Below are 14,974 nucleotides of genomic sequence, written 5' to 3'. Positions count from 1 at the left end.
TGGGCAAAGGCACGCATTCTCTGTAAAAGTGGAAGAAGCGGTTCGGCGGTCCTGTGCCGAAGTAGCCCGGCATTGACCACGAGGCCAAGAACCGGTGCCTCAAGCTCAAGCTGGTCAGGGTGACGGAGGAGCGCGACATTACTAAGAAACCGTTCCGGGCCGCCGCCCTCCTGTGCGCGGTATAGACAGCCTGTGCTACACTGGCGCGGAAGGGCGGTTGCCGATGGCTTATTAGTGGGCTGGACCCGGCTAAAGAACGTGGCACATGGGCTGATGCGCACTTGAGAGTGGTGACGTCGCAGGTGTGGCGATCCCGGTCGAGGCAAGATGACGAACTTGCATGACCTACGCCCTTCGTTCTGAGTGGAGGAGATATCCTGCCCAAACCCACACCCGGAGAGCTACTCCCAGAAAATCGGACACTGACGTAAGCTACGTTCTGGGCTACACGATGGCTCCTGAAGTAAAGGCGGCCTATCCCTGTTTGAACCCCAACGGCTGCTATCCAGTTTTGGTTGAAGAAGAGCGCATACCGCTTGGGAGACTGATGCCATCATCTGCCGTTTGTCGATGCTCACAGGGTCCGACTCTTGGCGGCACGGCGAGGATCAACCCGAGATGATCGGCTGGATCAGCTGGGCCACCCACCATTTGAACAAGGCCACGGATCCCGCTTACTTCAGCCGGGTCATCATGCCGATGTTCGACGAAAATCGGCGACCCGAGGCCGAGATTGAACATGGTCTGGAAGACTGATCAGAGCATTTGCCGATCGTAGATAGACATTTGGAAAGCCGGGAATAGCTTTTGGGCGATGGGATCAGCTAAGCTGATTTCCGTGTGGCAAAAGCCTTGCCATTTGCCGCGGCGGCCGGGCTTCCGCTGGGCGTTACCCCGAATGTGCGCCGCAGGAATGCGCAGTTGAACGAAATCGATTTCTGGCACAATCCCTTCGACGGGCTCTAATCCAAGATCCCGCGCAAACCATCAGCCAGAATGTGCAAAACTGGCTTTCTGCGGGGGGTTTAGTGCATGGTTTCATGGCCGTCAGCCGGATCGACTGCGCGCCGAGTGCTTAGATCATGCGAAGCCTGCGTCATCCTTGGCCCGGCATTCGAAAACAAGTTCGCAGGTCCGGTATCGTTAGTTTGCTAACAAGAACGCTCCATCGGGCATGCAGACAAATGGGCGGTCGGCTCACCTTCTCAGGGGTTTGCTCCGTTCCTTAGGTGCCCTGTGTCCGGCCGTCTGGTCGAGCCATCACAGTTTGAGGCAAGGTGCGGTATCGGCGATGGAATGGATTTGACCAACCCGGTTCTTCTGCCGGGACCGACTGACCACAAGACACGATTCTGCTGTGGGAAGGGATGGATTGAAGTGGTGCGTCAACCCATCCCTATAGGCACCTCTGCGCCAGAGAGTGGGGGGCGCAAAGGCGGTGTCTGCCTGTGGTCTTCATAAAGGAAAGCGTAATTCGGGATGCTCCCATTTGGGGACATCACCTTAATTTTTCTACTTTTTTGAGATTCCAATAAGACGCCGGATGCGACCGGTTCGGCTTGCGACCCACCCAGACCCGTCGCCTTCCCCGCTCCATATGAGGCCATTGGTTGCCACGTGGTTAAACAGCTCTCCCTGTGCACTCAGGACCAGCAAGCCGTTGTGCAGGAGGGTGGTTTGGGTCGTCATGTCGCGTGATCACCTGGTCCCGGGGTTTTGGCTTCAGGCGACATATGCCCGCGCATCTTCGCCCGATTCCGCCGCCAAGGTGTCAAGATCCTCGGCCAGGCAGTGCGCCTCGTTCCGTTTCACCGAATAGCGGGCCGCGTCGCCGAAGGCGTTGAAGCCAGAGCTGATCGGGTCCGGAAACAGGTCGAAGGTTTCCTGCCGGGCCTCTTCGCAGAGCGCTGACCAGCTCTGTTCTCCGGGGTGAAAGCTTTCCGAGACGCAACCGTTGCTGAACACCAGTTCGTGCTGGTCGAACAGCATGTGGAAATAGTCCACCTCTCCGCCGATCAGCCGGGTGATCGTGCTGTCGTTCACCAGGTGGAGCGCCGGGACCAGAACCTCGGTCTTGCCGGTATAGAGTTCGGCCCGCCAGCCGCTGAGCAGCATCCTGATCTGCGGCGACACGAGGAGGGGTCGGTCATTGCCCAGCACCCCACGGGCGAAACGGATCGGGGCAAACTTTCCAAACGCGGCAACACGGGTCGATCCGATCCAGCGCAGCGGCTGGTAGCCCCGGTCGTAGGTCAGAACCCAGTCCCCCGGCCTCAGGTCCTGAATCAGGCGCTCACCGTCGATGGTCTTGATCAGAGTGCCGCGGGTGAAACAGACAATGCTCTCGATCTCGCTGAAGTTGAGCGTCGTGCCGTCATCCAGCGTGACCGACCCGGAATATGAGGTGTTGCCGCTGGCGTTGGTCGTAGTGCTGGTGATGTTCAGCGTCGACAGATCCGCCAGGTCACCCAACTGCAGCGTGTCGCCCCCGCCCAGGGTCTCTGCATCATTCCCGCCCGTGACGGTGATCGTGCCGTTGGCCGGTTCGCCCAGATTCTCGAGGAGGAAGGTATCGTCGCCCCCATCGCCCAGAACCACGTCACCTTCGGCAAAGGTGATCGTGTCGTTGCCCAGGCCGCCATAGACGATATCGTTTCCGGTGCCGACCCAGACGCTGTCATTGCCCGCGTCGCCGAAAACCGTGTTGGTGCCGCCGGAGCTCCCAAGGGAGTTTTCCTCGTTGCCGGCGCCACCATAAACGACGTCATCACCGTCACCCGATCTGAGATTGTCATTCCCAGCGCCGCCATAGACCGTGTCATGGCCAGCGTCACTGTCTATGACGTCATCGCCGCCATCCACGTACACGATGTCATCGCCAAAGCCACCGTCGATGGCGTCCCGTCCCTCACCACCAAACAGGGTGTCGTCACCGCCGCGCCCATTGATCAGATCGTCGCCCGTCGTACCGACGAGTTTGTCCGCTCCGAAGGTGCCGACGATATCATAGGGACCATAATAAGCGGTAGCAGTGCCGCTCGTTGGGAAATCGGCATCCGGGATGACGTAGGTACTGCCGTCCGACCCGAGGTGGTAACTACCATAGCGCAGATAAGTCGACCCGGTCCCGGCGGTGCCGGTCCAAAGCCAGGCACCCGTTCCCAACAGCGAGTCTTCGGTAAACGTCACCTGTACCGTGGAGATGCTGTCTCCCCGGTCGACCTCACAGTTAGTCCCAAGATCAACAAGATAACCGATCATCGCTGCCACCCTCTTCCTTCAACAAGTGGAGCAGTCATTGAGTGGTCGGTCAGGCAAATGGCCACGATTTGGGCGCGGTCTAACCGCCCCACCTCACGCCAAAGCATACGACAAACGCTGTGACCACGAAGGGCAGGGCGCAGCCGAGCTCTGCCCCTGCCCTTCCCGGAAATACGTCAGTTTTCCAACCGTTCGCATCGCAGACTTTTGCTCCGGAAGCCGGCTGATCACCGACCTGTGAAGCCCCCGGATGCTGGGTATTTGCCCTGCTCCTGATTCACAGTCCCCAAATGGGAGTGAAATCCACGATTGTGCTAAAAATAGCTATAGACTGACTGAAGTTATGCAATCGCTTCGGGTGCCGGGTTGCGGGGAAGGCCTTCGGTGCAGTGACGGGGCGCCCGGCCGCCCGGGCAAGTAGCAGGGCCAATTTTGATGGATATGATGATGGCCGGCGCCATGCAGAACGTGCAACCTGCCGTGCGGAAGTGCGTCGGCAAGCAGTCGCGCACCTGAGAGCGGGGTGACGCGTTCCTTGTCGCATTGATAGATCTCGACGTCCTGTTGAATATGCTCCAGTGGAACCGTAACCGGCTGGATCCGATCCAACGCTTGGTGTACCTGACCTTCGTAACCTTGGGCAAAGCGGCGAGTGATCAGGGATCTTTCCGCCTCGAACAACCTGGGATCCTCCAGAAGCTTTCTGTCGGCTTCACAAGTTGCAGAGCGAGCCAGGACGGAAGCGATCTTGGCTGGGTCCTGCGCCACCTGCCGCCACATCAAACCGTTGGCTGCACGCCCGACACGCGGCGGCTTGCGAACAAGGTGGTTGGACAGTCGATCGAAGGTGCTGGTCTCTTCACAATAGTAGGCATGGGCGGTGTTGGAATTATATGCAGACGCCAGAACCACCTTTGTCACCCGATCCGGAAAGTCATAGGCAAACCGAAGGGCGCTGTCGGTGGCGAACCCCTTTGCGACTGTCGCAAACCTGCAGACCGATAGTTGATTCGCAATCTCGACGACATCCCGCACAAAGTCCGGGCAACGATAGCTGTCGGGCACAGCTTCGGATCGGTCGGTCCCTGCCCACTGAGGGATGATCAGGTGGATATGCATCCGGTCAGGTACCGCCTCAATGTCCTTCGTGTCGTCCACAACATTAAGCGAGGCCTCGACATTGCCCTGGAAGAACACCACTGGACTGCCACTCTTGGGGCCAAGAACAATGGCCTCCATCTTCCGGCGATCGGACAAGATGAACATCCGCCTCACATCCCGATGGGAACCCGCTTCACGTCTGTCGCGCAGCAGAGCGAACGGCGTACTCAAGATGCGGGAATTGAACTCAGCCTGATTGGCGCATCCTGTCTTTTCATAAATGCGTTTCAAGTAGGTGCGCCCCGTTTCATAGGTGACGCCGATCTCCACCGCAGCTTGCCGCACATCCCGCCGCTGCAACATGTGGCGGAGCAGGTCGGTCTCGCGGGGGCTGAGGGAGTAGATGGTCGAAAAACTGTTCAGGGCATCGGATTTGGTGGGATCAATAAACATGAGCGCGGCAACCGCCCGAACTGGCGACCCGTAGCGCTCCGCGACCTGCCGCGGGAAAAGGAGCAGCTGAATTAGATTGTCACTGTTGACCAGCCTCAGATGCTGGGTCTTGGTCGCGGTTTTGCAGCGCTTCACCCAAGATTTGGTTGTTGCCGTTTCCCCGGTTTCCCAATCCACCAACTCCAGTTGACTTGGGCAGTCAGAATCCCCGAGGTCAGCGCAGAGCCGCGACATCTCAGAGCTCGACCACATGATCTCGCCCTCGTCACTGAATTAGGCCAGTCCAAAGGCAAAATGGGAAAGGCTTTGTTCAAGAAACTGGCCTGCCTCCTTGTAGGTCAGCATTTTGTCGATGAACTTTTGTTGCCTGTTCGATATGCCCCAATACAGTATCTATATTGGCCGCCCCATCGATCATTCCAGCGATGGGGTTCGTCTCGTTCTCGGCGAGAAGTTCGGTCAAATGGGACACCGGACGAAGTAGATCTTCCCATACATCCGCATCGACGGTGGTCCCATAAATCAGCCTGGGAAGGGTGTCAGTCGTATTTCCAGTCGTCATACAACGTCTTCTAGTTCTCAAAAGGAACGCTAACTCGTATCAAAGTTGGGACAACACTGAACCTACGGCACTCATACTAAGTCCAGCCTAATGGATGAATTTCCATGACTTCAAAGGGGCCATACCTAATCATGCCTCCCTTTCGCCAAACCCGCATCCTCGATCTGTTCCCGGTCGGGCAGGTCAAGGAGGCTCTCCAGGCCGAAAGCCACGAGGAATTCATCGGTGGTGACGAACGTATAGGGCGCCCCGCGCCGGGGGGATCGCGGGCCGGTTCCGATCAACCCAAGTCCGTGCAGCCGGCCAATCAGGTCACGGCTGATTTCCTTGCCGAAGATGTCCTTGAGACCGTCCCGCGTGATGGGTTGATGATAGGCAATGGCCGCCAGAACGGCGACATCGAAGGGGTTCAAATCCAGCGCCTGCGCGCCGACGTCGGCCGCGGCCCTGATCGCGGGTGCATAGGCCTTGCGGGTCCGCAACATCCACCCATCCGCCACCTTCGCAACTTCAAAGGCGCGCCCCTCCAGATCGGCGGAAAGATCCTCGACCAGCAGATCGACCGAGGCCCCCTGCCCCACCACCTTGGCAAGGTCGGACCCCGCAACCGGACTGGACGACGCGAACAGAACCGCCTCGATCCGCCGCATCCATTCGCGCCAGCGCAGCTCTGGCGGCAGGTCCGCAAGCTCCCGGTCCAGCTCTGTCAAAACCCGGAAAACACCATATCGAGCGCCCCTCGAATGGCGTAGTCCTCCGATGTCAGATCAGCGACCGGGTCGGCGCTTAGCAGCGCGCTGGGAATGGCCGCCATCTCGGCGGTATGCAGGGCCACCCGCTCGCCCCCGATGTCGAACTCCGGCTCTAGCCGGGTCAAGGGCTTCAACACTGCAGTGACAGGCAGCAGCGGTGCGACGACCCGGCTTCCAGTGTCGATCAGGTCGGTCTGCAAATCCAGAACCAACTGTCCGTCCGGCAAACGATAGACGTGGAATTGTGCCATTACGCCCCCGGTGACCAGACTTGCCACCGCGCCAGTGGCAGACCCTGCTCGGCGATCCACTTCCGCCGTTGGTCAAGAGCCTCGGCATTCTCGGCCGTCCAGGCGCGCGCCCGGGCCTCGGACACGGACTCGATCAGCGCCGCCTCGGCGATTGCCGAAACATTCAACCCAAAGGTCCGCGCCTCGCCCAGAACGCCCCGGTCGACCGAAATATTCGTGCGTTGCTTTCCCATCGGCTTCCTCCCGTCGAGCAGTGTTCTGGGTATCAAATATACACATCCCTTATGTGGAAGTCGATTGCTCACAACCCATAGAGTCGAAACGTGTCCCTGCCGGTCAACTCCCGCACCGCGCCCAGTTCGACCAACCGATCGCACAAACGCCGCGCCGCGCGGTCCGACAGGGGCAACGCTGCGGCGGCAACAGCATCCCGGTTCAGGAACAGCTGCACCGCCTCCCCTGCCCGCTTCGCCCGCAGCCGAGGCGCAACCGCAAGCAAACGATCCGCCCGGCGCGCCAGATCCGACGCAATCCGCGACGCCGCGATCGTCGACTTCAGGATCGCGCGATGACAGGCCAATTGCAGATCCGCCCCCCGCTTGCGCAGGTCAGCCCGCGTCACCCCCCCGGCAAGGAGCGGCACAAGATGATCCCAACCAAGCGCCTGCGCCAGGGCTGCTTCGGCAAGGATCAGGGCAGGCACCTCTCCCCGTGGATCATCCGCAAGAACGGTTTCCAGAACGGCGGCGGCTCTCCGGACGGCACCCCCCTGCCCTGCATCCAGCCAGACTGCGATCCTCTCGGCACTCATGCCGGTCAACGCCCGATCAAGCGCCCTGACCGACACGGGCCGTTCCACTGCACGGAGCCACGCCAGACAGGTCTCGCCCGCCGGCCCCGGCAGGTCGCCAGGACGCAGAAGATGCACCGCATCGCGCAGGTCCATTTCCCGCTCTGGTCGTCCCGAAACCGCCACGCAAGCCTCCGCAGCGCGCAACGCCAACCGCGCCCTTAACAAGGCTTGGGGCACTTCCATGCGTGCCAACACAAGATGCAGATGGCTGAGCGCGGCACCCGACAAAAATGCAACGTCTTCAGGGCTTTCAATGCGTGTCGCGGTGACCCAGGCAGGCATCCGGGGTATTCTGTCTAGGTCGTCGGTGGGAACTTGCAAGGCGTCTGGCATGCTCAAGGCCTATAACATGACGGCGCTTTTCGCCAGCAATTATCACTAAAAGCGCCTCACCTTGCGTCGCGTCATTATGTCCAATAAGTTTACATTATCGGACATAACGAAGCATCCTCAGCGCCATGTCAGAAAACAACGAGAAATCGAGATCAAAGCCGCCAATCGAGCCTTCGATCGATGAGAACGTTGAGGCGCGCATTCGGGCTCGAGGTCTCTCTTCCCGACAGGGGGCACTCGGTCGTCACCTCAGGTCATACGCCGTCGATCAGGATGTCCAACGCGCGCTTAGGGTCGTCTCGATGGCTGGCCAGAGACCCAATCCGATCTCTCAATTCAACGCCAGGTACCGCTGCCAATTCCTGTACCCGAACGATCCACGTCGTCCCATCGTGTTCGATAGCGGGAGTAAGGGCCGGAAACGCTGGATATCGCCCTGCCTCGCGCAAAAGGGCGACGAAGCGCGATGCGTTGATTCTGATCAGATCGGTGTGAAGGTCCACGACAAGTTGCCCATTCTCGAGGCGATGAAGATCAAATTGCGCCATCTCGTCCCCGCATCAGAAGCTGCGATAGCCAGCAAGGGGCAAGCCTTCATTTGCGACCTCCTGTGCATAGGCGACAATTGCCGATTGGTTCGCCTCGCGCCACAGTCGGTTTCGCTCAACTTTGCCTGCCTCGATGATCGCCGCTTCGGCAAGGCGCGACATGTTAAGACCAAGCGACCGCGCGGTTTCGGCGCCATCAGCATCCAGCATCAGGTTAACTTCAACGCGGCCCATATCGACCTCCCGGAGAATGCGTATGACTAAAGAGCATAAATCAGGCGCTTTGCCGGAACAGGACCGAAGCGACACGATCGCCCTGCCCTCACGTGTTGCCGGGTCCAGCTCCCTAGATCGTCTCGTAGACACTGCCCGTGACTACGCACGCGCCGCGGCCTCCGAGAACACTCTGACGGCCTATGCCAAAGACTGGGCGCATTTCGCGCGCTGGTGCCGTGTGAAGGGCGCGGAGCCTCTGCCTCCATCCTCGGAGATGATCGGGCTTTATCTCGCGGATCTGGCGTCCGGTGCTGGCGGCTCCCCTGCCCTCTCCGTCTCGACGATCGAGCGGCGCCTTTCTGGTCTCGCTTGGAACTACGCACAACGGAGCTTCACCCTCGATCGCAAGAACCGGCATATCACCACGGTTCTGGCCGGTATCAGGCGGAAACACGCCCGACCACCGGTGCAGAAAGAAGCGATACTCGCCGCAGACATTCTCGCGATGGTCGCCACCCTACCCTACGATCTGCGCGGACTTAGAGATCGGGCGATCCTGCTTCTGGGTTATGCCGGAGGCTTGCGCAGATCGGAGATCGTCAGCCTCGACGTCCACAAGGATGATACACCAGACAGTGGCGGCTGGATCGAGATCGAGAAGCAAGGCGTCCTGTTGACCTTGAACGCCAAGACCGGATGGCGAGAGGTCGAGATCGGACGCGGAACTTCCGACCAGACCTGCCCCGTCCATGCGCTGGAACAATGGCTGCACTTCGCAAGAATCGACTTCGGACCTATGTTCGTCGGCACCTCGCGAAACGGGAAACGGGCCTTGGGAACACGGCTGAACGACAAGCATGTCGCGCGGTTGATCAAACGAACGGTCATTGATGCTGGTATTCGGGCCGAATTGCCGGAGAAGGAACGGCTTGCGCTTTTCTCCGGTCACTCGCTGCGCGCCGGTCTTGCCAGTTCGGCGGAGGTCGATGATCGGTACGTACAGAAGCACCTCGGACATGCCTCTGCTGAAATGACCCGTCGCTACCAGCGTCGTCGCGACCGCTTCCGGGTGAACCTGACCAAGGCCGCCGGGCTCTAGACGCGACAGTTCACAGCTGTGAACTTTTTTGCCAGAACCACCGACAAGCTGCGAGTTCACAGCTGTGAACATCCTAGGCGGCATCCCGTCGCATGAGCGCCATGATCATCGGGCCACATGAGAATTCCCCCAGGGTCGCCTTCGCCGTCAATGCCCGCAAATAACCTCCGGGCGATTTGATCTCTTCAAATCGTTCCAGCATCGCCACAATCACAACCGACGCCTCCTCGGGCCCCATGAACCGCTTCGCCTCGTCCCAGGCGGACGGGGAAATGCCCATCATCGGTCTTACGATATCTGCAATTCTTACCAGCTCGTGCCAGTGCCGAACGGGTCGGTCGGAATATGTCTTGAATTCGCGGCAGGACGAGAGAACCAAACCAAGCGGAATGTTTGGCAAGTTCCGATTATCCCGCGGGACGGGTCTGTCAAGTTCCGCCTCCATGTCTTCAGATTGCTCAAGGTCCGGGTCCGGATCACAACGATTGCCCCTCGCGCTTTCTGAGCGTGGTTCAAATACATAAAAGTCTTTATTTGAATTCTGATAGTGATGCTCATTTATAGCGTCATTGGTGCTCATATCTTCTGCATCATCTTCACCAAGAAGCCTGCGTGCATGGTTCAACCCGTCAAGAAGTGCGGCCTCGATCCGCTTTAGATCGGCCATATCGAGTTTCCTGCGGAGATCGCGGGCCACAAGCGCTGCCAGATCCGCGAATTGGTCCCAGAGGCCAAGGTCCGGGCGCAGAGACCGGCCATATTCAGCGAGCCCCGCCAGATCGCGCCGCATGAGGCTCACAGCGGAGCGGAGCCTCTGGAAGCGTTCCTCGGCCGCACGCACGACCTCTGCGGCCTCGCAGACCTCCTGGAAGCGCCGGACGAGGGGGGACAGATCAAACCCAAATGTCACTTTCTCGTCGCCGTAGCGCCGCGCATAGCGTTTTCCGTTGGGACTGTCGCGACGAAGAATGAAACCGGTCTGCACAAGGTTCGACAAATGACGCCGCATCGTGGAACAGGGCATCCCGTTCAGTCGCTCGCAGATCGACCGGTTCGACGGGTGGACAATAGGATCGCCTTCGTTCCCGCCCAGAATGGTCGCTTGGTGAAAGCTGACCAAGGCCTGAAGCACGGTCAGATCACGATCGGAGAGACCAAAGGCGACCCGCGCGGCGGCGAGTTCCCTCAGGACTTCCCACTTGTTTGCCCCGGTGGGTGGCAGCTCTTCCTGTGCGGCCATCCGATGTTTCAGAATGGCAGCATCAACCGTTCGCCGAAACGGCGTTACCGGCGTGTAATCCATATAATCATCACGAAGACAAAGAATTCCCGGCCCGCGAATCACTTTGGACTTGCGGAAAATGGCGCCTGAGACTAGCTTGAAGATGCTAAAAACAAGTCAGGGTCTCGTGGGGCGGTCGCTTTGCGGGACCTTTTCTTTTGTCTTTTCGTGCCTCCTTTGTTGGTTTTCGCTCTTCCTCAGTCTTCCGAGCGCTGCTTCCAGCGTTCGTGAAGGTCTTGAATGATTTCATGGGCTTGGGATTCGATCCAATCCGCGAAATCACCCTTGTTCAACTCGATCGAGATGCCCTTGGCCGTGCGCCTGAGCGTGCCGCCAAGATGGCCATCAATCGCCAAGGCGATGCTGGGCGATGGGGCAGGGGAGGGGGCCTTTGCCGGCTTCAGCGACTTCTCGACCGTCTTCGCGACCGCGTTGAACGCCAGGACGGAGGGGTCGTCGACGGGTGCCCCTTCGTCCACAACCATGGCAACGGCGGCGCGGTCGTGCTCGGCATGGGCCACGCCAACCAGAGCGTCCCGATCCAGATCGTTGTCGGAAATCGCGCGCCCAAGCGCCTCCCAGCGGGGGCGCCCGATGCCATGGGCGGCGCCGATGGCCCGGATCAGATCCGTTCCAATCATGTCGGCAATTGCAATCGCCATGGAAATTGCGGACTTCGTGACCGTCAGAACCTCTGCAACCTGTGATTGATTTCCAAAGCCAGAGGCGACCAGTTCCCGCGCGAAAAGCGCTTTCTCGATGAAGGACAGATCACGCCGGGCCATGTTCTCGGAAATCTGGGCGCGCATAGCGCTGTCGTCATCGAGATTGGCAACAAGCGCCCGGACTTTCGTCACCTTGTCCGATTGCTTGATCGCCTCCAGACGGCGGCGACCATAGACCAGAAGGTAGCGATCCGTTTCCCCCGGGGCACGCCGCACGAGGATCGGCACGGTTTGACCATTGGCCTCGATCGCATCGCGAAGGTCGAGCACATCCGCCGGGTCGAGCCGGTCGGCCATGCGGTCGTCGACAATAGTGAATGGGTCCAGTTCCCAGACGTTATGCGCGTCGACCGCGTCGCGCGCGGAGCGTAGGGCACGGTTCGTGGCCATCATCGGCGCGACAGAACCGGGCTGCGGGGCAGGGGAGGGGCCCCCGGACGCCGCAAGGCTGTCGAGGATGGACATCCGTTTCTTCTTGCCGCTTGTCATGTGCGCCCCCAGGTTCTCTGGATTAGATCGGCGATCTCGTCGTTCAGCGTGTTCAGGCTCTCTATCGCGCGGTCATAGGTGCTGCGGGTAAAGGCGCTGCGCTCGACCTCGTAGAGGGTCTGCTTGGTCAGGCCGGCATCCGAGATAGCTGTCGATTTCAGCATCGGCGCGTTGAGAACGGCATCGCCATACATGGTCCGCAGGAAGGCAACGATCCGATTCTGCGGCGCGTCCTGTGGTTCGTAGCGGGTCAGGACGTAACGCATCCAGTCGTGCGACATGTCGGCCCCGGATTCCGCGATCACGTCCATCAGGTCGGCCGTCATCCGCAGGAATTGCGACATTGACATTACATCGAGCATTTCCGGGTGGATTGTCACCAGAACGCCCGTCGCAGCGGACAGAGCAGACATGGTCAGAAAGCCGAGCTGCGGCGGGCAATCGATGACAACGACATCATAGTCGGTATCGACCTGTGCCAGGGCCTCTTTCACACGGAAGAAGAAGAGACCTGCATTGCCCTGCGCCAGCGCGCGCGGTGTTTCGTGCTCGAATTCCATCAATTCGAGGTTGCCCGGGATCAGATCGAGGTTGGGAATGTAGGTTTTCCGGATCACGTCGCGCACCGGCACCGGATCCTCATAGCGGATCGCGTCGTAGAGTGTGCCGCCGTCGTTAAGGTCCAGCTCAGGCTGCACCCCGTGCAGCGCAGTGAAAGAGGCCTGCGGGTCAAGGTCGATGCCCAGAACGCGGTACCCACGCAGGGCGAGCCGCTGGGCAAGGTGGGCCGAGGTGGTCGTCTTGCCTGACCCGCCCTTGAAGTTCATCACACCGATGATCTGAAGATGGTCGCCATCGCGGCGGCCGGGGATGTAATCACCCGGCTTGCGGGCCGTCTTTTCCAGGAGCACGCGCAAGGCCTGGATGTCTTCGGCGGAATAGAGGCGCCGGTTTCCCGGGGTCAGCTCGGGGGAGGGGCCCTTGCCATCCAGGTTCAGCTTGCGAAGATAGGAATCGTTCACACCCAGCAGCGCTGCGGCCTCTCCTGAGGTGAACTTACGCATTGACTTCTGGGCATCGGGCGGAAACAGGCTTTCGCGCTGCGAATGCAACTGGTTGGCCAGCCATTCAGAGTGCTGGCGGATTACCGCATTCAGGTCTTCGTGGATGAAAGTCTTGTTCATCTGCCCTCACGTTCCGCGCTGCGCATCTTTGGCGTGTTCACGGTAATTGACGTTTTTTGCCTCTTTTTCGTGACTATTGTCCCAAACCTGCGATTCTTTCAAGCGATTTCCACATATCGTGCCCAATCCCGACAGGACCACAAGCCACGGCACTCGATACTTAAGGGTGTCACCTTGCCCGAACCACCGCGGTAGCGAGTTTATGGCCCTTGTCGATCAGCCTGATTTTCCAAAACCCTCCAGAACCGCGAGCGAGAAACTTTATCCGGGCTCGCAACCGCAACGGCGGACTACGGCCTGGGTACGCGATCCCGAAGAGGCGGTGGACTGGCTCTAAGAGAGCAATTCCGAAGATAGGTCAAAGTGGCAACCGGCCAACCCGTAAAACACAGCCGAACCGATAACTCGGACGACGGGCCGAGGCTCCACCAATCTTTACTTGAGCTGGAAACGGACTGTCTTGGAATGTCAGCCCGACTAGTGTCAGGACCCTTTTAATGGCTTGCAGGCTTTGTTGCACAAATCGTGGTCAGGGATTCACTGTGTGAATCCAGCATGGTAGCCGGAAGGCATGAGCAGTTGGGCCTGGAGTAGCCCCCTGAAAGTGGTCCACCAACTGGGATAGATTGTCCCAAAAATTGGAGGATCAGCGATGGCTGGAAAGCGAGAAAAGCCCGAAGAGATCGTATCGAAGCTTCGGCAGGTTGAAGTGCTGCAGGGTCAAGGAATGACGGTCGCGGAGGCGGTGCGCCAGATCGGCGTGACGCAGCAGACGTTCTACAGGTGGCGTAAGCTCTATGGCGGGATGGGCAGATCTCAGCTCGCACGCCTGAAGGAGCTTGAGAAAGAGAACCAGCGGCTGCGGCGGGCGGTGTCCGATCTGACTCTGGACAAACTCATTCTGACTGAGGCTGCACGGGGAAACTTCTGAGCCCTTCACGTCGCCGTAAATGCATCGACCATGTGCGGCAGGAACTGGGCGTGTCTGAGCGCCGCGCCTGCCGTACGTTGGGCCAGCACCGATCAACGCAGCGCAAAGTGCCCCAGGGCCGGGCCGATGAAGGGCGTCTGACCGATGACATCATCGAGTTGGCTGATCAATTCGGGCGCTATGGCTACCGCATGGTCACGGGCCTGCTGAACAACGCGGGCTGGCATGTGAACCATAAGCGGGTCGAACGCATCTGGCGGCGTGAAGGGCTGAAGGTCCCGCAGAAACAGAAGAGTGAGCCTGTGAACGCCACGGGTTCGAGAGAACAGGCGAACAGGACGGCTCTGGCTGAACGATGGATCATGCGTTCGTCTCAGGCCAGAGCGGCCGAACCACGTCTGGTCCTATGACTTCGTGCAAGATCGCACCGCAGATGGGCGCGCTTACCGGACACTGAACAACGAGACCTTGTCCGCCATTGGTCCGAGGACAATGGTCGAGTGACGAATACACAAGGGAGGCGCTGATGATCCGCGTCGATCGCAAGCTCAACTCGACCGACGTGCTGGATGCGCTGACGGACCTGTTCATCCTGCGCGGCCCGCCGGAATACATCAGATCCGACAATGGCCCCGAGTTCATTGCTCAGAAGGTGCGGAACTGGATCGCGGCGGTCGGGGCGAAGACCGCCTACATCGAACCGGGATCACCATGGGAGAACGGATACTGCGAAAGCTTCAACGCCCGGTTCCGCGACGAGCTGCTCAACGGCGAAATCTTCTACAGCCTGCGTGAGGCCCAAATCCTGATCGAGCAATGGCGTATCCACTACAACACCGTCAGGCCACACAGCGCTCTGGGATACCGCCCACCCGCTCCGGAAAGCATCGTTCCGATAGACCACAGGCCCACGATGCACTAACAATCAAACCGG

General features: G+C 59.5%; 14 protein-coding genes and 1 pseudogene. 3 read left to right on the top strand and 12 right to left on the bottom strand.

Annotated elements, in window-relative coordinates:
• The first annotated feature begins 564 nt into the window (after positions 1-564).
• Entirely contained in the window at positions 565-756 is a 192-nt protein-coding gene (locus EU803_RS15225) for a hypothetical protein (protein WP_129684377.1), read from the top strand.
• A 966-nt stretch (positions 757-1,722) separates the two neighbouring features.
• Here EU803_RS15225 and EU803_RS15220 read toward each other — a convergent pair.
• From EU803_RS15220 to EU803_RS15180, 9 genes are all read right to left on the bottom strand, one after another.
• Positions 1,723-3,261, bottom strand: a complete 1,539-nt coding sequence (locus tag EU803_RS15220; RefSeq protein ID WP_129684375.1) for a Hint domain-containing protein — start codon at positions 3,259-3,261, stop codon at positions 1,723-1,725.
• 324 nt (positions 3,262-3,585) lie between these two features.
• A complete protein-coding gene (locus EU803_RS15215) occupies positions 3,586-5,067 on the bottom strand; it encodes an alpha/beta hydrolase (RefSeq protein ID WP_129684373.1) in 1,482 nt (493 codons plus the stop codon).
• 58 nt (positions 5,068-5,125) lie between these two features.
• A complete protein-coding gene (locus EU803_RS15210) occupies positions 5,126-5,377 on the bottom strand; it encodes a hypothetical protein (protein ID WP_129684371.1) in 252 nt (83 codons plus the stop codon).
• A 125-nt stretch (positions 5,378-5,502) separates the two neighbouring features.
• Positions 5,503-6,027 carry an SMC-Scp complex subunit ScpB gene (locus tag EU803_RS15205; RefSeq protein WP_129684630.1) on the bottom strand — a complete coding sequence of 175 codons (525 nt, stop codon included), beginning with the start codon at positions 6,025-6,027 and terminating at the stop codon, positions 5,503-5,505.
• A gap of 56 nt (positions 6,028-6,083) precedes the next feature.
• Positions 6,084-6,380: a CcdB family protein gene (locus tag EU803_RS15200; RefSeq protein WP_129684369.1), complete on the bottom strand. Its 297-nt coding sequence runs from the start codon at positions 6,378-6,380 to the stop codon at positions 6,084-6,086.
• Positions 6,380-6,613 carry a type II toxin-antitoxin system CcdA family antitoxin gene (locus EU803_RS15195; protein ID WP_129684368.1) on the bottom strand — a complete coding sequence of 78 codons (234 nt, stop codon included), beginning with the start codon at positions 6,611-6,613 and terminating at the stop codon, positions 6,380-6,382. Before EU803_RS15195 ends, EU803_RS15200 begins: the two co-directional genes overlap by 1 nt.
• A 68-nt stretch (positions 6,614-6,681) precedes the next feature.
• Positions 6,682-7,566, bottom strand: a complete 885-nt coding sequence (locus tag EU803_RS15190; protein WP_129684366.1) for a DUF1403 family protein — start codon at positions 7,564-7,566, stop codon at positions 6,682-6,684.
• A gap of 254 nt (positions 7,567-7,820) precedes the next feature.
• Positions 7,821-8,114, bottom strand: a complete 294-nt coding sequence (locus EU803_RS15185) for a CcdB family protein (protein WP_129684364.1) — start codon at positions 8,112-8,114, stop codon at positions 7,821-7,823.
• A gap of 12 nt (positions 8,115-8,126) precedes the next feature.
• A complete protein-coding gene (locus tag EU803_RS15180; protein WP_129684362.1) occupies positions 8,127-8,348 on the bottom strand; it encodes a type II toxin-antitoxin system CcdA family antitoxin in 222 nt (73 codons plus the stop codon).
• 22 nt (positions 8,349-8,370) lie between these two features.
• On the opposite strand from EU803_RS15180, the gene EU803_RS15175 reads away from it, so the two are divergent.
• Positions 8,371-9,429: a tyrosine-type recombinase/integrase gene (locus EU803_RS15175; protein WP_242494388.1), complete on the top strand. Its 1,059-nt coding sequence runs from the start codon at positions 8,371-8,373 to the stop codon at positions 9,427-9,429.
• Between the two features lie 73 nt (positions 9,430-9,502).
• Here EU803_RS15175 and repC read toward each other — a convergent pair whose 3' ends face one another.
• The 3 genes from repC to repA form a co-directional block, all read right to left on the bottom strand.
• Positions 9,503-10,732: a plasmid replication protein RepC gene (repC, locus tag EU803_RS15170; protein WP_129684358.1), complete on the bottom strand. Its 1,230-nt coding sequence runs from the start codon at positions 10,730-10,732 to the stop codon at positions 9,503-9,505.
• 176 nt (positions 10,733-10,908) lie between these two features.
• Positions 10,909-11,925, bottom strand: coding sequence for a plasmid partitioning protein RepB (gene repB, locus EU803_RS15165; protein WP_129684356.1), 1,017 nt, complete (start codon positions 11,923-11,925; stop codon positions 10,909-10,911).
• Positions 11,922-13,109, bottom strand: a complete 1,188-nt coding sequence (gene repA / locus EU803_RS15160) for a plasmid partitioning protein RepA (RefSeq protein ID WP_129684354.1) — start codon at positions 13,107-13,109, stop codon at positions 11,922-11,924. The genes repB and repA overlap by 4 nt, the downstream gene beginning before the upstream one ends.
• Positions 13,110-13,761: 652 nt before the next feature.
• Here repA and EU803_RS15155 point away from each other — a divergent pair.
• Positions 13,762-14,962: pseudogene (locus tag EU803_RS15155) on the top strand (IS3 family transposase).
• Positions 14,963-14,974: the final 12 nt, after the last annotated feature.

This window comes from Loktanella sp. IMCC34160 (assembly GCF_004145845.1).
In the GTDB taxonomy this organism is placed as follows: domain Bacteria; phylum Pseudomonadota; class Alphaproteobacteria; order Rhodobacterales; family Rhodobacteraceae; genus SELP01.
The sequence above is the reverse complement of the archived record's forward strand: the minus strand, read 5'-3'. Positions and strand labels throughout refer to the sequence as shown.